Genomic DNA, 18,723 nt, shown 5'->3' on the forward strand with positions numbered 1-18,723 from the left:
GGATTGATGTGTGTGGAGTGGGGAGTAGGGAGTCCCCACTCTGCATAATGAATGAGATCGACGAGTAGAACTAGCGCATCTTATAGCCGAAAGCGCTCAACTTTCTCTTTGAAGATAGTTTGCCAGCCTGCTTTGCGATCGCCAATCGGTTCAGGCGATTTATTCCACAGGGTTTCATAGAAAAAAAACGACATTCCAGCATAGCCTTGATCGCGGACGGCTTTGACTTGACGCTGAATTTCTTCGATTGGGCGAGGTGTGCTAGACAATCCACTTAAAATCCCGATCGCAGTGGGAACCGTATCGCGAGCAGCTTTTAAGGTTACCCAGTTGTCAGGGTTACTACGATCAACAAACTTCTGTCCCTGAAAGTAGATTTGGGGAATGACTTCTTCAAGCAAACCTGCTTCTCTCCACTTATGCCAATCCACTAGATGTTCCTCATAAGCAAAGGGTAAATCTAGCGGGGACAGTGAGATCAGAACATTCGGCTTGCGAGATTTGACCGTTTGGAAAAGCTTGGTCAGAAAGTCTTGTAGTTTATCTGAGCGCCAACGTGACCATTCTGGATCTCGCTCATTGCTAGGTGGAGCTTTACCTTGATGTTCTTTTTTGTAGAGATTAACCGTAAAGTCGTCGTATCCAAAGCTCACAGGTAAACCAAAGTGATCATCGAACTGAATCCCATCAACATCATATTTTTCAACCACTTCAGTGACTAAGTTCAGAAGATACTGTTGGACTTCAGGTTTGAAGGGATTGAACCAGACTGGAATTTGCTTGCCGTCGAGGGCTGAAGGTTGATAATCAACCGAGCCATTGCGTTTCTGTGTCCACCAATCTTTGTGTTTTTGAGCAAGTTCTGAATCTTTGGGAGCCATGAATCCAAACTCAAACCAAGGAATCACCGCCATCCCTTTTGAGCGAGCTTCGGTGATGAGTTCTTGCAGCATATCGCGATCGCGTAATCCTGCTGCAACGGGGCGCGGATCGACTGGAAATCCAATCTCTTGCTGCATGACATTACTGGGATACAAGGTATATCCCCAATTCAGTACCGTCGGATAAAGCGTATTAAAGTTCAATCGCGATAGTTCATTGACAGCATTACTCAGGCGCTCTTTCTCAAACAAGACATCACTATCAATGTTAGTTAGCCATACACCACGAATTTCTCGCGCCTGTGTTTCTGGTTTAGGAATGAATTGGTTGCTAATCAAGCCTTTAGTATCGGGTAATGCCTGACAGAGAAACGCTGCGATTTCACCGCGTTGAGCAGTTCGATTCGGGTTCAATCGACGCATGATTGGATAGTTGACGGTAATTTGCTTTTCGGTGGTTGCCGCGATCGCGCTTTTCGCAAAGTTAGGAATAGTTCGAGTGTCAATGAATGCTTTGTTGCTGAGTTCAACATCATTAGTTGGTTTGAGCTTCAAGCCGCTTGCTAATGCGGTTAATGCTTGCGCTCTCGGAATTTCTAAATCGGGCTTAAAGGTCTGATTCTCAAAGCCTGAGAAAAACTGCGATCGATACGCTTTCTGAATGACATCTCGCGCCCAGAAATTCGCGGGAACATCGCGAAACTGAATCGCAGGACGACTGGGAGCATTCATCTGTTCAGGAAATGCCTTAGCAATCATTGCCGCAAATTGTGCGCGGGTGACTGGCTCATTCGGACGAAACTGATTGCCTGGGAAACCGCTAATGATTCCTTTTTGTGCCAATTTCTCAATGCAGGGTTTTGCCCAGTGAGATTGAATGTCCGTGAAATTGGTTTGGGAGAAAGTGGGATGTGCGATCGTCAAGAGTGTCAGGAGTGTGACGAACCCAAAGATCCAAGCACGACGCATAGATAGGACTCCGATGATATTGAGCTGGTTTGTCTCAAAGCTCTGCGTCGATTCCTGTGAGTTGGGAAGGACGAACGCATCACTCTCTGTGAGTCAAACCAGAAAGCTTGATTCAACATCGCATCTGTGTTGTTCAATTCCGCATTTTGTTAGCGTTTCTTATCTTCGTCGCGCTTTACTAATCATCTTGCGAGACAGTCTCAGGGTCAGATCTTCTTTTTCTGCCCACTCTTGTAACAATCGATAAAAGGTTTGGCGATCGTCATTTTTCAAAACTGCGACTTGATCCGCCGTTTCGATCACATAAGGATATCCGCCGCCAATGATGACCTCAGCCCGAACCCAATCGAGAATTTGATCGTGCCAGCCTTCTTCATAAATCCACAGGGGCAGTTCAATTCGAGCCGCATAGCTATCCCGATTGGTTTTGAGGTAAGTAAATGCGATGCGATCGCGATGTTCCTGATATAAGTCTAGAACTCCAGACCGTTGAGACAGAAAAATTGGTGTGCGATCGCCCCACTGCATCTGATTTTTCGCGCGATTTAACAATTGAGCATCATGAATCGTTTTACTATCGGGTAGCTGAGCTAATCGCTGAATCATCTCTGTTAAATCTCGTGCGCTGGAAGTATCGATATATCCAATCACCGGAACGCGATAATCTTCACTCGCACGTAATACGTTGAGAATACATCTCAAATAAAAACTGCGTGTCTCTTCATCAAACGCTTCTGAAAATGTTGCAATCAGCGATCCATCGAAAAATGCTAAACAATCGCGTTGTCCTGCATGTTCTTCCATGTATTGAATAATGCGATCGCATTCCATTTCAAATCGACGTAAATTTACTCGTCGATCGGCAAGATCACCGCGTCCAACCTTCAAATCGTTTGGCGTGAGAACATCTAACTCAATATCTTTTTGATACTCACCGGAGGGCAAGTGAAAGTTTTCATACCAGCCAATTTGCACAAGTGCGACTGGAATCGAGAAGTCTTTACTCGGGTAGATTTGCGATCCGTCTACCGAAAACGTTGAAACTCCAGTAATGCGATCGCGTACCCATTCCAAACTTTCTTCACGATTTTGCCAGGACAATCCCGCGTGCATGACCCATTCTGGAAACATTCCCAACGGCTCTAAGGGTCTAGCTCCACACTCTCTGATCCCGTCGAGTGCTGCTGATATGGCTTGATCAGATTTCTGCGACAGTTGAATTAATGCAGTTCCATACTGCTGCAACGCTTGTAGAGCAGCGCGATCGAACAGTGCAAAATCTTCGCGTTTACGATCGAGCAGATTGAGAATTTGCGAGGGCTTAATCGGCATAGGGAGATACCATTTGGTATCTAGGTACTATATCAGACCTTTGAAGAGGTGAGGAGTGGAGAGTGGGGAGGTGGGGAAATGTTTTTCTGTCCTCACTCCCTACTCCTCTACTCCCCACTCTCCCTACCATTTTCAACGGGACGAACTACTTACAAAAAACAGCTACCGATTCAGCAAAATTCCCCGCAACCCTGCCGCATTCGCCGCTTCATAATCCTCTTGCTGACTATCGCCAATGTGCCAAGCATTCTCAGGCTGACAATCATGTTTCTCAAGCGCGATCGCAAAAATTTTTGGATCGGGTTTTGCGACTCCGACTTCTGTTGAAATCGTAATTGAGTCGAAAAAATCTTCTAGATTCAACGCTTTTAGAACTTTATATAATCGGGAATCAAAATTTGATAAAACTCCGAGCGGGATGTCTAAAGAGCGCAATTTTTCTAGCGTTGGAACGGTATCGGGATAAATGAACCAAGGTTTTGCAGTCTCGAAATGGTAGTAGAGATCTGAGAAGAATTCAGAAAAATCTGCAAACTGATGCAAAACGCCAGCCCGATCGAAAGTCTGTTGTGCGATCGTATTCCACCACTGCTGCTCAAGCTGCGGAATTTCTAATACATCCACTCCTGGAAATGTACAGGGCGGAGAAGCCTTGAAACTCTCATAAAATGCGCGATCAATCTTCGCGGCATCGACTTCTACACCATGAGCACGAGCAATTTCTCGATAAACTTGCCCGACACTTCCTCGCACACCAAATAATGTACCAACAGCATCAAAAAACACCACTTGGGGGCGTTTCATAACAACAAAATCCCGATTTCAACTAGGAACAGACCCAATAGCCTTCTAATTATTCACCCATTTGCGCGATCGCGGAAATAATTGGGCGAGTGATCCAGTTGAATCCTACACGGAGTTGATGCTTTAAAGTAGGCATCCGATTTAAATACGCTAAACGGCGGATTAAGTGAGCCGCAGTGCCTTCTAATTGAATGCCAAGCCCGGTTAAAGTTGCGTCATGAATGCCTAAAGTCATCATTTCGCCAAAATATTGATACCGAAATGGCAGTAATGGGCGATCGCTCAACGATGCCCAAAGATTCCATCCAGTATAGTCAGACTGCTGAAAGGCAGCTTGTGCAGTGGCAGGCACTTGCTGACCATCGGCATCCTTGCAATCTGCTAAGTCGCCAATAGCAAAAATCTCAGGATGATCCACAACTTGCAATGTCGAAGTGACGAGAATCTGACCGCGCTCATTTTGTTTCAGTGGCAAATTCTTGACGACTTCATTCATGCGCGTCCCGATTGTCCACAGCACCAAATCGACTGGAATCGTATCAACGACCCCTTTGTACAGCAGTGAAATACTTCCAGCACCAACCGATTCAACCGAGGTTTCTAAATCTGTCCAGACTCCGCGTTCTTCGAGGGCTTTTGTGGCAGCATCGCGGTTATGCGTAGACGACGATCGCAAAATCTGATCTCCGACTTCGATCACGCGTACTCGACCGCGATCGCCTAACTTATCCGCGAGTTTACAAGCCAGTTCAATCCCGCTATACCCGGCTCCAACGACTGCAACTCGAATCTTATCGGTATCAGATGCTTCTAACTGACGGAGCCGATCTGCGAGTTGATAGGCATCCGAGATCGTTCTAAAAGGAATGGCAAATTCTGCGGCTCCTGGAACCCTGTCCATCGGAGTTTCGCCGCCCATCGCCAGCACTAAGCGATCGTAATCGAGCAGTCCACCATCTGCGAGTCGGACTTGTTTCGTGTCGGTATTAATATCTGCAACCGCCGTTTGGCGAAATCGGATCGTTGTGTCTTCGAGCAATTCTTCGTAAGGCGGAGCAACTTCCCAAGATTGCAGTTCTCCGGTGACTAATTCATACAGCAACGGCGAAAAGACAAAGCGATCGCGCGCATCGACTAACGTAATTTCGGGCTGCTCGTTTCTTCCCCAAGGAAGGTTACTGAGTCGAAGTGCGGTGTACAAGCCTCCGAAGCCACCACCGAGAATGCAGATTTTTGCAGGAGTCTGAGACATAGGGCAACGCAGGAAAGGGCTACTTTAGAGGATATTTGAAATGTATCGTTCATCGCATTCACCCGCTCCCAAAACGAAGCGAGGAAATTGATACGTTTCAAACACTCTCTAAACTATTCTAAGTTCGGATTCTCAATTCTGGAATCACCGCATCCTTGATCGCCTGAATTTCTACCTTGCGTCCTTCGTCTTGATAGGTCAGAACTATCTCAAGGTAGGAATCTGGCTTAAATGCTAACCGCTCTGCCCATTCGATCGCGCAAATTCCCGGCTCCACTTCAATGCCTTCCCAATAGATCTCAGGATAAAGCGTTGCCGTTTGCTCTGGCTCTAATCGGTACAAATCAAAGTGATAGAGCGGAATTCGTCCGGTTAAATACTCATTGATCAGCGTAAAGGTTGGAGACTCGATCGCATCTCGAATTCCCAAGCCTTCCCCAATTCCTTGCACTAAAGAAGTCTTGCCACTGCCTAAATCACCTTGAAGCAGTAAAACTGTGCCTGCGGGTAAAACTTGACCGAGTTGGATGCCGAGCGATCGCGTTGCTGCTGCATCTTGGAGTTCAATTACCATTTTTGCCGTGCCCGTTCCGACCATCGATAAATCACCCGTGCTAAGCGCCGCGAATCATGGCGGACATAGCCCGTCTCTTCATCTTCGATCATAATATTGGCACGAATGATTTGCCGACCTAACTGCGTCACCGCATCCGCATCGAGATCCACCGGATGAGACTGTTCTTGAGCATATCGAATCAACGCTTTGGCAGAAGGTGGCGTTTTCTGAACGAGTACTGAATCGAATAATCTTTGTCCACACGCACGATCGATGGCCTGAATATGATCCGCGACCGAATAGCCATCGGTTTCTCCAGGCTGCGTCATGATATTGCACACATAGATGCAAGGCACTTGTCGAGCGGAAATCGCTTCTGCAATTTCTGGAACGAGCAAGTTCGGAATCACGCTGGTGTACAGGCTTCCCGGTCCAATCACAATATAATCCGCTTCATCGATCGCATCTAAAGCTTTCGGCAATGCAGGCGGATTGGCAGGCTTACAGCCCATGCGAACAATTTTTCCCCGGGCTTCTGTAATGTTCGATTCGCCTTCGATATAGCGTCCATCAGCAAGTTCTGCCCAAAGCCTGACATCACTCAACGTCGCAGGGAGCACATGTCCTCGAATCGCCAAAACTTTAGAACTGGCTGCGATAGCGCGTTCAAAATCTCCGGTGATATCACTCAATACGGTTAAAAACAAATTCCCAAAACTATGCCCGACTAAACCGTCGCCTGCTTTAAATCGATATTGAAATAATTCGGTTAAAAGTTTTTCTTCATCCGCTAAGGCTGCAATACAGTTGCGAATATCTCCGGGTGGCAGTACACCAATTTCTCGTCTCAGTCGCCCCGAAGATCCACCATCATCTGCCACAGTCACGATCGCGGTAATATTGGCGCTGATCACTTTTAAGCCCCGCAGCAGCGTCGATAACCCGGTTCCGCCCCCGATTGTAACGACTTTCGCGCCTCGGTTTAATTTGCGATGATTAATCAACACATCGACTAATTCTTCATCGCGATCGCTCATCAAAACTTCACTGATGGAGCGGACGGTGCGCTTTTGTCCCCAAAACACCAGCAACAAGCCCAAACCCAGGACGAGCGGTCCACTGACATAATTCGGAATTAAGCGAGTCAGCAATTCGAGCAAATCACCGAACAACTGCGTAAGATGAAACACTGGAGTCCGTCTGCTCCAAATTCCCACTCCCAGTAGAATCAACAACACCCCGCTGGCACTGATAAACATCCAGCGCTTTACCAGTAACCCCGGAGATAGCCACTTAAACCAGTGATTGGCTCGATTGGGGAGCCGTTGTGATGCCGATCGCGAAACGCGAATGGCTCGTTTCAAAAAACGGTTGCTCGTCATGTGGATTTTCAACTTCAAACGGCTCGAACTATCTCAGCAGGACACACTAACTTTTGACTCTCAAGGGGACTCGCCCGTTCAGAAAAATGCAACGTAGTGATCTTTGAGTGATATTTGACAACTACTCTGTTTTCTCAGAAATCGCCTCAAAAACCGGGAAGTCTTTACGCAAAGTTTACTGAATAACTGTGGTAATTGCGGATTTAATTAGAATTTTTGGGCGTGTCGGGAGTGCGATAAATTCCAATCAGGAGACAAATAATCCCCAGATTGATAAAAACATCCGCTAGATTAAAAATTGGAAACTGAATCCAAACGAAGTTCGGAAATGGGTTGGGATAAGGAACATAGACGAATGGCACTTTAATAAAATCGACAACATGCCCGAGTACAAAGCGATCGATGCCATTTCCGAGCGCTCCACTCAAGACCAATCCGTAACCCCATTGCTCCCAGCGCAGCATTCTCCGCCCAAACCACGCCCACGCCATCAATGCGACACTGGCAATCAACGACAACCACCGCAGAATCGGACTCCCCGATAAAATCCCAAACGCTGCCCCATCATTGATCACATACGCCCAATGTAAAATCCCTGGAATCACGATCGTTTCTTGGGGCGGAATGGTCAATACCATCGTTTTCACGACCCACAATTTCGTCAACCGATCAAGGAGTAATCCTGCGATCGCGGCAATCCAGAAAAAACGATTTCTCAGCATGAAAGAATCAGCAAAGGGCAAGATACTCAATTCTCACAGAAAATTGGTTCTGTTAGTAAAACATCACCCGTCGGAGCACAAACGCCAGGACAGCAACCGAGCACGTGACTGCCATTTGTCCGGGCAACAAATTAACCGAATAGGAGAGAAAAGCCTGCCACAGCGACTGTTCGCCGAAATTGATCCAGCGGAATATCGATCCGAAAATTAAATACAGAATCCCGATCGCATGAATCACGACGACTCCACACAATCCACTAAAAGCGAGTGATTCCAAGCGCGGGGGCACCCGAAAAGCGAGATATCCGCAAATCCAAGCTGCCGGGACAAATCCGAGCAAATATCCAAATCCGGGTGAACTCATATACTGAATGCCGCCGCCTTGAGAAAAGACGGGAAATCCAGCAAGTCCCAGAGCAAGGTAAGCAATCTGCGACATGACGGCTGCATTTTTCCCTCCCAAACAGCCAATCAGTAAAACGGCTCCAATCTGATAGCTGGTTCCTAAAAAGTGGAGCGGAACCGCTTGGGGTGTCCATGCCCAGGGTGCGCCTGCGATCGTGGCTCGAAGCAAGGTTCCACCAATCGTCAACATCAGCCCAATCAGTGCCCACAGCATGTCGGTGAGCGTGATCCGAAATCGTTTAGGACGAACCGGAGGACGTTGGCGGGAGGGGGTTCGGGTCATCATCGTGGAATTGTACATTGAAAGAGGGTAGATGGGAGAATGGGGGAGTAGGGAGTGGGGAGTAGGGGGTAGAGGATCTAAAAAATGTCTCTCCAGTCTCCAATTCCCACTCAAAACAAAATCCGGCAGTCGAGATTGTATCTCAGGTCAGAATCACCGATGATAAAGAATCGTTCTTTCTCGACTGTTGCTCATGATTTCTGCTGTTCACACGCGCGATCGCATTGCCCAGATTTATCACCAGCCTTTTCCAGACTTGTTATTTGAGGCGCAGCGGGTACACCGCGAACATCATGATCCGCGGGCGATTCAGTTTTGTACGCTCGGCAATATTAAGAGTGGGGCTTGTCCGGAAGATTGCGGCTATTGCGCTCAGAGTGTGCATCACAATACAGGCTTGAAGCCGGAACCTTTGATGCAACTCGATGCGGTTCTTGAAGAAGCACGAGCCGCAAAAGCAGGAGGTTCGACTCGGTTCTGTATGGGTGCGGCTTGGCGAGAAGTGAAAGATGGATCACAGTTCGATCGCGTTCTCGAAATGGTGAGACAAGTGGCAGCCTTGGATCTAGAAGTGTGCTGCACGTTGGGAATGCTGAAACCGCATCAGGCTCAACAACTGAAAGAAGCGGGACTCACGGCGTACAATCACAATCTCGATACTTCTGAGGAGTATTACGACAAAATTATTACGACTCGGACGTATCAAGATCGGCTAGAGACGATTCGCGCTGTCAGTGACGCAGGAATTTCCGTCTGTTGTGGTGGAATTGTCGGATTGGGTGAAACGATCGACGATCGCTTATCGCTCCTCGAAACTCTCACCAAATTAAATCCGCCTCCTGAATCGATTCCCATTAATGCACTGATTCCAATCGATGGCACGCCCTTAGAAGCTGCGAAACCGATTGACGCGATCGCGCTCGTTCGGATGGTCGCGACAACCCGGATTCTCTTTCCAAAGGCAATGGTAAGGCTGTCTGCGGGTCGGACTGAAATGAGTGATGAATTGCAGGCGATGTGTTTCTTTGCAGGGGCAAATTCAATCTTTACGGGTGCGAAGTTGTTAACAGCACCGAACCCAGAGCGATCGCACGATGAAGAATTAATTCTCGATCGATTAGGAATGATTCCAAAACCGCTTTAGAATCGCGTCGAGCCACTAGAATGAAACTGAATTTCAAGCAAATCTTAGAAAGTGCTTGAAAAGCTTAGCTTGCTTGCAGATAATTTCTGATACGACTCGGTAGATTTCTGCTGCAATTCAGTCATCAACTCTGTGTTCCATTCATCTAGTCGGGGGATCTGATATGACAGAAGCACTACTCATCGGCATTGGTCAGTACGATGATGCCAATTTGCAGCCCCTGGCAGCACCCGATCGCGATGTTGCTGCTCTGCAAGAACTCCTTCGCCGTCCTGATATTGGCGCAAGTCGTACCGATGAGGTCACGGTTCTCAATCATCCAACCCTCCAGCAGATTCGAGACACGATCGAGACATTCTGCACGCTGCGTGACCCGAACGAAACGGTTTTAATTTACATTTCGGGTAACGCCATCGTCACTGATCAAAGAGAACTGTTTCTGCCTTGTCGCAATACGTCGCGATCTCATTTAGAACAAACAGCCTACTCTCTGTCTGAACTCAAAGCCGAACTTGAGTCCTGTCCGGCTCGCCAGCAAACTGTGATTCTCGATTGCTGCTTCAGCGGCACGTTTGCCAAAGACATGATCGCCCCCGAAGACTTTAGTGCGATCGCCGAATCCTTCGTCAGTCCAAGCCGTGCCTTGCTGACTTCTCCGATCTCGATCGAGTACTCTGCCAAACACAAATCGAATCGCAATTCAACCTATACCCAATTGATCATTGATGCGTTTGAAACAGGGATGGCAGACGGTGCAGCGAACCAACCGATGCGAGGCGAAATTAATGTCACCGAGCTTCATGCTTACATTGCGACCCGTCTACAAGATAGCTTGCCTGCTCTATCCCCAACTCTACACAGCCAAGAGCAAGGCTATTTCATACAGCTTGTGAATGCGCCTTATCTGAACTTCCGTCAAGAAGCAATGAGCCTAGCAAGTCAAGGAGAAATCTCGATCGTCGGGCACAACATTTTAGAAGCGCTCCGGATCAAAGAAGGCATTCCCGAAAATATTGCGAATGCGATTCGAGAGGATGCGTTACTTCCGCATCGTCAGCAAGCTGAGAAACAGCGCCAGTATGAAAACATCCGCGAACAAGTCAGTCAGCGCGAGTCTCCGTTAAGCGACAATACTCAAGCTGAGTTAATGCAACTGCGGCAACTATACGGGCTTCAAGACAATCCGTTAGTCACACAACCGCTGCCAGTAGATTCAGCAAATGCAACGCTTGCCCCCCTCCCCACAGAAATCGAAGTCCCTGTCGAAGCCTCGGTCGAAGCTCCTGTGGAGAATGAGATTCCCGTCGAAGCTCCGACGACTGGCGATCGATTGACTCAATTTCTCAGAAATCGTCGAATTTTGCGATCGTCGGATGAAGCAGTCGAACCTGCAACTGATCCAGCCTCGCAGTTTCTGCAAGAGCGCAATATTTCTCCAGAACTAGTGCGGCTTGGACTAGCAAGCTTAGCGGTACTGGCTCTCTTTGGGGCAGTGCTTTGGGCGTTGTTCCAACCTTTCCCAAATTCGCGTCCTCAAATTGCGACTGCAGATGGCTGGTTTGAGGAAGGCATTCGCAAGTCGAAAGAGGGCAATCACAATGCTGCGATCGCAGCCTATACCGAAGCGCTCAATCTCAGCCCTACTCCTGCGAATCGTGCTGCGAATCTTTACTACAACCGAGGAGTCGAATACGCGAAGAATAGCAACTTTGATCAAGCGTTTGCAGACTATAACGAAGCCATCCGGCTCGATCCGAAATTAGCAGATGCTTACTTTAATCGAGCAAACATTGCAGCAAAAAGAGGCGATCGCAGTTCTGCGATTAAAGACTATCGCGCAGCAGCTCGACTCTATCAAGCTCAAAATGCAAGAAATCTTCAGCAGAATGCCCAGAATGCAATTCGCGCATTAGAACAGCCTGCGACTTAATGGGATTGAAAGCAACCTGTGATAGAAAACGTATCAACAGGTTGCCGCTCCGTTCTAGCTCGCCCCGGACTGGAAGTTCGGGGCTAACCGTGCGAAGTCCTTTGAAAAGGACTGAAGAGCTTATTCTGATTGGCTATTAGTCCCTTTAGTGAACTTCGTTCTGTTAGCCCGGATTTTCAATCACGGGTGGGTGAATGCGATAAACAATACTTTTCAAACGTCTTCTGATAGGGATATGGAGAGATAGAAAGCAATCTGAGTTTAGGTTCTCCCTACTCCCTACTCCCCACAATGAATGCCGTTGACTACTAACCCAATTGAGTCAGGAACTGCATTGCTTTTGCTACAAAACTCGCACAGTCATAAGGTGAAGTTTCATAGAACGATCGCCAAGCTGAACCTTTGAACTCATCATAGCGATCGTGATGTTCTGGATGTTTATCGAGCCAAGCTAGGCGAACCGCGTGACCGATGAGGACATCCATCACGATGTATTCTTCTACTTTGAAATCGGGGTTGCGTTCTGCGATCGCGGCAAGTTCCATCAATGCTTCAACATTCACTTGTCGATATTCAGGAGCTTGCATTTTGTTCAGCAAATGCTCGATTTTCAAAGCAAAGTTTTTTTCGCCTGCGGTCATTTCTGTCGTCAAAAACTCACTTTCTAACCGATTGCGGCGTTCGAGCTTGTCTCCGACGACTAAGCCTTTACAGTGATGAAGTACCTTCCACACACTCGGATAGAAGTCTGGCGGAACGCGATTTAATGCACCATCTAATTGACGTTTGCGCCACCAATCTTGAGCAGTCGGTTCGACCTCAGCTTGATCAACGATGACAACCCAATCGATCGCTTGTTTGGGCAGTTTAACTTTCAGAGATTCTTGCTTGAGTAATGCTTTGTTCAAGTCAGCATAACCAACGACGATCTGCCGCAGTCGAGTTTTAATCTCAAAGGGGCTGAGAGTCATTAACTTCTCATAAGCTTCGTCTTGCGTTAGGTCTAGCTCACGAGCCAGATCAGTCGTAATCAGCAAAATCAGATAGCCGACTCGCAGTGTCAGTAATCCCTTAAAAAGATTGGGTTCTGCTTTAATCAGCAAACTGAGATAGATGATCACTTCTTGCGTGAGAACGCGATCGCTAATATCTTCGCGACAGAACTGACGAATTTTTTCTAGTACTTCAGTGTGTGGAAGCGGTTGCACAATCAAAGAATCTTCGCTGTACGCTCGTCCGATCGCAATTTGTTTCTGCCTGACCAGAATATCAGTGACCGCATCAGAAAGCCCAACATCAACTTTATCCAGCAATCCTGCACAACGCCGCAGTAAGCTCCAGTAAGGCTGTCCACTCGAATCTCCCTTACTTGCTCTTGCATAGCTCTCATTCAGCAAGTCTCGCACTGTGACTGGTTTTCCTGCGCCTGCTAATCCGGTGTCAAACTCTAATCCCTCTAATCGAGCTAAGGTTCCGAGTAGCTCAACTTGTTCGTAGAGATTTTGCGACGATCGTAAGCTGTCAAGTAAAACTTTGACATCCGATTCGTACTCTAGTTTGAACTCTTGTGAAATGCTGAGTGGATGCGTTTTATCGGGATCGAAGCCCAGATGATAGCGAGACACACTCAATCTAGCAACCGAAGCAGTTTCAAACTTGAACGCATGGAGTGAATCAATTCGCTCCGTTCCTGCTGTAAGAATGAACTGTTTAAGCTGTCCCAACTGCACCGGAATATCACCACATCGTCCAGCTTGAAGTTCTTGAGCGAGATCCAGTAATGCTTCTCGACCCAGTTCAAACATCTCTTTGGTCAATAGTAAGGTGACAATCGGTCTGCCTAAACTTTGCCAATGTCGATGAATGTAAGCGAGTTCGGTTTTGATATTAGAGACGAGGAAGTGATAGTCCAATGTGAGGTAGAAACGCTCAGGTTCGAGAAATGAGGGAAGAAAGACGATCGTATCTTTCTTAATCTTGTAAACCCTTGCAGTGGTCAGACTTCGCATTCGTCGCTGAGGACGACCTGAGAGTGCTAATTTTGAGTTTTGCCCAACGTAGGTATACGCTGCGGCAAGTTCACGGGCGTGTCGGACTTGAATCGGTTCAACTTGTTTGAGCGTTTGAGTCGTAATGTTATTGGCTTCAAGCTTGACCTGTAGTGATTCGTCCTCTGCAATTAGAGCAATTTGAATCGTTGCTTTGCGGCGTTGTCCTCGACGGAGATAGCGTCCACACGGATCAATGTCTCCGACTGAAATGATGCCCTCATGCAGCATTTGAGCAAGCAGATATAAGCTTTGCGCCCAAACTAACGGGACATTGTCATTGGGGACGCGAATTTGGCTACGCGGAGCGGCTTTCTCAGCTTCGATCAACTCTTCTGGAACAATGTACAACTCGGGTAACAGTTTGAAGCCATCTCGCTCGACAGTGAGGGTATCTAAGCGATCGAGATAAGCTTGAGCTTGTGCGCGATCTCCTCTAAAAATTCCATCTAAGGCAAGGTAGGTAAAAAACAACGGCCATTCGCATTCAATATGCTCGAATTGCTTCAGTTCAAATGGCTCGTAGTGTAACCGAGTCGTGTCTTCGATAACGGTTTGGTGTCCATCTCGGAGGAATCGCTTGCAACCGTAATTGCCTTGCAGTAAATCAATGATTTTATTGCGAGTGCGATCGACTAATTCCGAGTCTTCGACTGCAAATGCAGGAAACCCGATCGCGCTTAATAACGCTGCATCTACTTCTTTAGAACTTGATTCCCGTGGTAGCAGTGATTCTAATGTCGTGCGGCATCTTGCAATCTCATCCGGCAACACGTGAATAACCGAAGCTTGTCCGCCTTGCGTTCCAAACAGATTTAAGCCGCTCATAGCTTCGAGCGCAGCTTTTGCCATACCGACAGAACTGCCGTTTAATTCTGGATTGCCGTGATTGATCTTATTACCCCGTTCCCAAATGCCGTAATCAGGAGTGCGATAGGTTCGACCAATGTAATAAACCAAGTTTTGGACAAAGTTGACTTCATCGATCGTGTACACAATTGACAATCCCGAATTTGTCATTTGCGCCAACATTAAGAGAAACACTGAAGTCGCATCTAACTGCAAATGTCCCCATTCGTCATCGCCAACAACAGTTGATCCGGTAGCGGTGTCGTATTTGGCGTGGAGTGCTTCTAAAGGATTCTGAGTTTCTTTGAATTTCTCCACTTTCTGCGCTTGGTGCATCATGGCATTGAGCAATCCGCGCATGAGTTTGACGACGCTATGTTCTAACTCGTAGGTGCGTCCCCGATCGTCATCAAATTTGCGATACGCAAGTGACAATCCCCAAACTGCCAAAATGCTGTAAACGTTGTCTCGTACCCAGGCATCGGTATAGTTCCCGTGTTCGTTGATCGCCGTACTCGCGGGCAGCAATCCAGAGATCGGATTTTGGCGACTCAAAATAATCGCTTGAACCTGCTCATAATAGCGATCAAGACGATTTGCGAGATCAACTGCGGAAGTTGCCATAGCGGGATTCAGGGTTAAGAGTTGAAAGACGACATTCGGACAGATCTGAAGATCTTAACCGAAGTTGTTGTTATTATTTCATCTTGTCTTAAGGTTTGTAGTTCGGCTTTCCTCCCAATTCAATTTCAAATTCAATGCAATGGGGCGCAATCATTTATGTTGAAGACTGCTCGATCGCGATTTCAGGCAATCCCATCACAGATCGATATCGCGCCTCTGTTTGGGCAACTGCTGCTGATTTTCGTTTCGGGTTCCATTCACTTTGCTCAAACAATTTCTCTACGAGATCATTGACGCTAACATTACAAACTTCATGATCTGAGATAACTTGTTTCCCATTCACCCAAGCGTGACTCACCACATTCACAGGGCGACCTAAAATGAGTAATCCAATTGGATCAGTTCTCGGCAATAACGATAAAGTCTTGAGGTTGTATAGAACGAGATCGGCTTTTTTGCCAACTTCTAGCGACCCGAATTGATCAGCCCGATTTAGTCCGATAGCACCTCCTCGCGATGCCATTTCTACAGCTTGTCGAGGCGTGATCCAGTGTAGATAATCAAAATCGGTCACATTATGCAAAATTGACCCCATTTTGATCGCTTCTAGCAAATCTTGAGAATCATTGCTGGCTGAGCCATCACATCCGAATGAGACATTCACCCCGGCTTGTCGGTATTTCAAAATCGGCGCGATGCCGCTGCCTAACCGTAGGTTACTGAGTGGATTATGTACGACGGTCGATCGCGTTTCTGCCATAATTTCGATATCACGATCGTCGAGCCAAACACAGTGAGCTAGAGAAGTTTTCGGACTGAGAAATCCAATCTCTTGCAGATGTTTCACAGCACTACAGCCATACTTCTCTTGTGCTAAAAGCTTTTGTGCTTTGGTTTCCAAAAGATGAGCATGGCGATTGAGATTATAGCGATCGCTCAGTTCAATACATCCAGCAAACAAAGCATCTGAACACATTTGAATGCCCGTGGGAGCGACCATAATTTCTACGCCTTCGTCAGGACGATGAAACTTTTCTACAGCCGTTTGCAGCAGATCAAGCATTGCTTCTGTTGTCGCTTGATAACTGCTGTGTTTTACTTCATCGCCTCCAGTCGGAATACCCGCACTCAAGGCTTCGTCCTGAATCAGCGGTGCAATAAAGGCGCGAATTCCGACATCGCGATAGCCTCGTTCCGCAGCCGCGATCGTTTCAAGCTCCCAACCTGGGATCAACACTAAATGATCGACAACACTCGTTCCCCCCGTCATTAATGTTTCAACAGCTGTTCCAACCGCGCTGAGATAAGCTTGCTCTGGATCGAGAGGCGTAAACTCGTACAGTTCTGCAATCCAGAGTTCAAGTGGACTCGGAGGAATGATGCCGCGTTGCCACATCTCAGAAGAGTGCGTATGAGCATTGACAAATCCAGGTAATAGAAGCTGATGACTGCCATCGATCACAGTTCCGATTACAGGTAAATTCGGCGCGATCGCAGTAATACGATCCGCTTGAATCTGTACGTCCACGGTTTTGTAACCCTGATCGTCTGGAATCAAAACATTCTGAATTGTAAAGCTCATAGATTACGATATCCGATCACGTTCTTGTAGCAGTGTACGTGATTAATTTCGATCGCGAAGTTGTTTAATCCACAATTTCGGGTGATCATCAGGACGCACTCGAAAACTGAGGATGGAGAGTAAAAGCGGAACTCCACCCACTTTTGCACTCATCAATAGGTGTAGAGCGAGACAAATCAGCATCGTTGCCCAGGCTATCAAGTGAAAACTGTAAGCGACATGGAATAACTGACCTTGGGGCAACCAAGTTTCATCCATGAGTTTGCCAGTTCCAGCGGCAAAGACGATCGCCACAATCATCAAGGTGTTGGTGCAGCGTTGCAGCGTTGCCCACCAAATCGGTTTGCCAACTTGGGTGAGATTCGCGATCGTATTGTTTTGAATCAGCTTCTTTCTGCCTAGCCAAAGACTATAAATTAAGAACAAAGGTGAAAACAGAAAAAAAGTCAACCCGATCGTACCGTGATAATCAATAATCGCGTTAATTCTCGGTAACGGAATCTTGCCAAATCTTTGATCAAATGTGTCATAAACCCAGAATCCACTGATCAACGCAGCAATCACTAATAGCGCATTGATCCCGTGTAAAAATCTCAGCAGTGAAGGTTGATAAGGCTTTGTACGAGACATAAATTCTGAATTTCTAGACAATACTCTTTACTGATATACCTTAGAAATTGCACAAAACTCAAAATTAGTTATTGTTTTTTCTCAGGATGTAACATGATTATTTCCTGACAAATTTTGCCAAGCCTGATCAAAAGATTACGTCTGAAGGCTTATTGAAATAAATGCGATACCGTATGTGAACACCAAAAATTTTGAAGTGTGATTTTCTCGATTTCATACTTCATTTTTCCATCATTATTGTTGGAGTTCTTCACATGGCTACTGTGAAAATAGGGATCAATGGTTTCGGTCGCATTGGTCGCCTTGTGTTTCGCGCCGCACTTGAGCATCCCGATCTGGAAGTGGTTGGGATCAATGACTTAGTTCCGCCTGATAATTTGGCATATTTGCTGAAATACGATTCAACTCATGGGGTATATCCCGGCAAGGTGCAAGCTAAGCCGGATGGCATTGTGATGAATGACAGGTTTATTCCCTGTTTTGCAATGCGGAATCCGGCTGAGTTGCCCTGGGGCAATTTGGAGGTAGATTATGTTGTGGAATCGACTGGATTATTTACCGATTTTGAAACTGCTTCAGCTCACTTGAAAGCAGGTGCAAAACGGGTGATCATTTCTGCTCCGACCAAAGACCCTGAACGGGTCAAAACTCTGCTCATGGGAGTCAATCACGATTCGTATAATCCTGAGCACGATACGATCGTCTCGAATGCAAGCTGTACCACAAACTGTCTTGCCCCAGTTGCGAAAGTCCTCAATGATCATTTTGGGATTACTGAAGGCTTGATGACGACGGTTCACGCGATGACCGCGACTCAGCCAACGGTGGATGGCCCCAGTAAAAAAGACTGGCGCGGCGGACGCGGTGCTGCCCAAAATATCATTCCTTCTTCGACGGGTGCGGCAAAAGCGGTGAGTTTGGTGCTGCCAGAGTTGAAAGGGAAGCTGACAGGAATGGCATTCCGGGTTCCGACTCCAGATGTGTCTGTCGTGGATTTGACGTTTAAAACTGAGAAGCCAACGACCTACAAGGAAATCTGCGAAGTCATGAAAGAAGCCGCGGAAAATTCTCTGAAAGGGGTTTTGGGCTATACCGATGAAGAAGTTGTTTCCACTGATTTTCAGGGCGATCGCCGTTCTAGCATTTTTGATGCAGGTGCAGGAATTGAACTGAATTCCAATTTCTTTAAAATTGTGTCTTGGTATGACAACGAATGGGGATATTCCAATCGGGTCGTTGATTTGATGATGATGATGGCGAAAAAAGACGGCATTTTAGATTAACTTTGAGACTTGAAGGACTCTGACTTTTTGAAGAATCGGAGTCCTTT

The 18,723-nt window shown here is 46.9% G+C and carries 14 protein-coding genes; 3 read left to right on the top strand and 11 right to left on the bottom strand.

Features of this window, described 5'->3' with window-relative positions:
- Positions 1 to 80: 80 nt before the first annotated feature.
- From OU814_RS06460 to OU814_RS06495, 8 genes are all read right to left on the bottom strand, one after another.
- Complete coding sequence (locus OU814_RS06460; RefSeq protein ID WP_017289804.1) at positions 81 to 1,850, bottom strand: glycoside hydrolase family 10 protein; 1,770 nt, start codon at positions 1,848 to 1,850, stop codon at positions 81 to 83.
- Positions 1,851 to 2,009: 159 nt separating this feature from the next.
- Positions 2,010 to 3,182 carry a DNA double-strand break repair nuclease NurA gene (locus OU814_RS06465; RefSeq protein WP_190652769.1) on the bottom strand — a complete coding sequence of 391 codons (1,173 nt, stop codon included), beginning with the start codon at positions 3,180 to 3,182 and terminating at the stop codon, positions 2,010 to 2,012.
- A 162-nt stretch (positions 3,183 to 3,344) separates the two neighbouring features.
- Entirely contained in the window at positions 3,345 to 3,986 is a 642-nt protein-coding gene (locus OU814_RS06470) for an HAD-IA family hydrolase (protein WP_017289802.1), read from the bottom strand.
- A 49-nt stretch (positions 3,987 to 4,035) separates the two neighbouring features.
- Positions 4,036 to 5,238, bottom strand: coding sequence for an NAD(P)/FAD-dependent oxidoreductase (locus tag OU814_RS06475; protein ID WP_190652768.1), 1,203 nt, complete (start codon positions 5,236 to 5,238; stop codon positions 4,036 to 4,038).
- A 118-nt stretch (positions 5,239 to 5,356) separates the two neighbouring features.
- Positions 5,357 to 5,812: a bifunctional alanine racemase/tRNA (adenosine(37)-N6)-threonylcarbamoyltransferase complex ATPase subunit type 1 TsaE gene (locus OU814_RS06480; protein WP_017289800.1), complete on the bottom strand. Its 456-nt coding sequence runs from the start codon at positions 5,810 to 5,812 to the stop codon at positions 5,357 to 5,359.
- On the bottom strand, positions 5,806 to 7,176 hold the full coding sequence (locus OU814_RS06485; RefSeq protein WP_017289799.1) for a gluconeogenesis factor YvcK family protein: 1,371 nt from the start codon (positions 7,174 to 7,176) through the stop codon (positions 5,806 to 5,808). Before OU814_RS06485 ends, OU814_RS06480 begins: the two co-directional genes overlap by 7 nt.
- A gap of 203 nt (positions 7,177 to 7,379) precedes the next feature.
- Positions 7,380 to 7,898 (bottom strand): signal peptidase II, encoded by a 519-nt coding sequence (gene lspA, locus OU814_RS06490; RefSeq protein WP_268181389.1) that lies wholly within the window; start codon positions 7,896 to 7,898, stop codon positions 7,380 to 7,382.
- Positions 7,899 to 7,950: 52 nt separating this feature from the next.
- Positions 7,951 to 8,589: a biotin transporter BioY gene (locus tag OU814_RS06495; protein WP_017289796.1), complete on the bottom strand. Its 639-nt coding sequence runs from the start codon at positions 8,587 to 8,589 to the stop codon at positions 7,951 to 7,953.
- A gap of 190 nt (positions 8,590 to 8,779) precedes the next feature.
- Here OU814_RS06495 and bioB point away from each other — a divergent pair, with 190 nt between their 5' ends.
- Together bioB and OU814_RS06505 are read left to right on the top strand one after the other, a co-directional pair.
- On the top strand, positions 8,780 to 9,730 hold the full coding sequence (gene bioB / locus OU814_RS06500; RefSeq protein ID WP_268181391.1) for a biotin synthase BioB: 951 nt from the start codon (positions 8,780 to 8,782) through the stop codon (positions 9,728 to 9,730).
- A 163-nt stretch (positions 9,731 to 9,893) separates the two neighbouring features.
- On the top strand, positions 9,894 to 11,660 hold the full coding sequence (locus tag OU814_RS06505; protein WP_268181393.1) for a tetratricopeptide repeat protein: 1,767 nt from the start codon (positions 9,894 to 9,896) through the stop codon (positions 11,658 to 11,660).
- A gap of 308 nt (positions 11,661 to 11,968) precedes the next feature.
- Here the strand turns inward: OU814_RS06505 and OU814_RS06510 are convergent, their stop codons facing one another.
- From OU814_RS06510 to OU814_RS06520, 3 genes are all read right to left on the bottom strand, one after another.
- A complete protein-coding gene (locus OU814_RS06510) occupies positions 11,969 to 15,181 on the bottom strand; it encodes a glycoside hydrolase family 15 protein (RefSeq protein ID WP_017289793.1) in 3,213 nt (1,070 codons plus the stop codon).
- A gap of 154 nt (positions 15,182 to 15,335) precedes the next feature.
- Entirely contained in the window at positions 15,336 to 16,763 is a 1,428-nt protein-coding gene (locus tag OU814_RS06515; protein ID WP_268181395.1) for an amidohydrolase, read from the bottom strand.
- Between the two features lie 42 nt (positions 16,764 to 16,805).
- Entirely contained in the window at positions 16,806 to 17,393 is a 588-nt protein-coding gene (locus OU814_RS06520; RefSeq protein ID WP_017289791.1) for a cytochrome b/b6 domain-containing protein, read from the bottom strand.
- Between the two features lie 254 nt (positions 17,394 to 17,647).
- Between OU814_RS06520 and gap the strand changes: the two genes are divergently transcribed.
- Positions 17,648 to 18,676, top strand: a complete 1,029-nt coding sequence (gene gap, locus OU814_RS06525) for a type I glyceraldehyde-3-phosphate dehydrogenase (protein ID WP_017289790.1) — start codon at positions 17,648 to 17,650, stop codon at positions 18,674 to 18,676.
- Positions 18,677 to 18,723: the final 47 nt, after the last annotated feature.

The sequence above is a fragment of the Leptolyngbya sp. GGD genome (assembly GCF_026735145.1).
Taxonomy (GTDB): Bacteria; Cyanobacteriota; Cyanobacteriia; order Leptolyngbyales; family Leptolyngbyaceae; genus Leptolyngbya; species Leptolyngbya boryana.

Coding starts and splice junctions, on each gene's coding strand:
- OU814_RS06460 (WP_017289804.1), bottom strand. CDS start 1,850: ATGCGTCGTGCTTGGATCTTTGGGTTCGTCACACTCCTGACACTCTTG.
- OU814_RS06465 (WP_190652769.1), bottom strand. CDS start 3,182: ATGCCGATTAAGCCCTCGCAAATTCTCAATCTGCTCGATCGTAAACGC.
- OU814_RS06470 (WP_017289802.1), bottom strand. CDS start 3,986: ATGAAACGCCCCCAAGTGGTGTTTTTTGATGCTGTTGGTACATTATTT.
- OU814_RS06475 (WP_190652768.1), bottom strand. CDS start 5,238: ATGTCTCAGACTCCTGCAAAAATCTGCATTCTCGGTGGTGGCTTCGGA.
- OU814_RS06480 (WP_017289800.1), bottom strand. CDS start 5,812: ATGGTAATTGAACTCCAAGATGCAGCAGCAACGCGATCGCTCGGCATC.
- OU814_RS06485 (WP_017289799.1), bottom strand. CDS start 7,176: ATGACGAGCAACCGTTTTTTGAAACGAGCCATTCGCGTTTCGCGATCG.
- lspA (WP_268181389.1), bottom strand. CDS start 7,898: ATGCTGAGAAATCGTTTTTTCTGGATTGCCGCGATCGCAGGATTACTC.
- OU814_RS06495 (WP_017289796.1), bottom strand. CDS start 8,589: ATGATGACCCGAACCCCCTCCCGCCAACGTCCTCCGGTTCGTCCTAAA.
- bioB (WP_268181391.1), top strand. CDS start 8,780: ATGATTTCTGCTGTTCACACGCGCGATCGCATTGCCCAGATTTATCAC.
- OU814_RS06505 (WP_268181393.1), top strand. CDS start 9,894: ATGACAGAAGCACTACTCATCGGCATTGGTCAGTACGATGATGCCAAT.
- OU814_RS06510 (WP_017289793.1), bottom strand. CDS start 15,181: ATGGCAACTTCCGCAGTTGATCTCGCAAATCGTCTTGATCGCTATTAT.
- OU814_RS06515 (WP_268181395.1), bottom strand. CDS start 16,763: ATGAGCTTTACAATTCAGAATGTTTTGATTCCAGACGATCAGGGTTAC.
- OU814_RS06520 (WP_017289791.1), bottom strand. CDS start 17,393: ATGTCTCGTACAAAGCCTTATCAACCTTCACTGCTGAGATTTTTACAC.
- gap (WP_017289790.1), top strand. CDS start 17,648: ATGGCTACTGTGAAAATAGGGATCAATGGTTTCGGTCGCATTGGTCGC.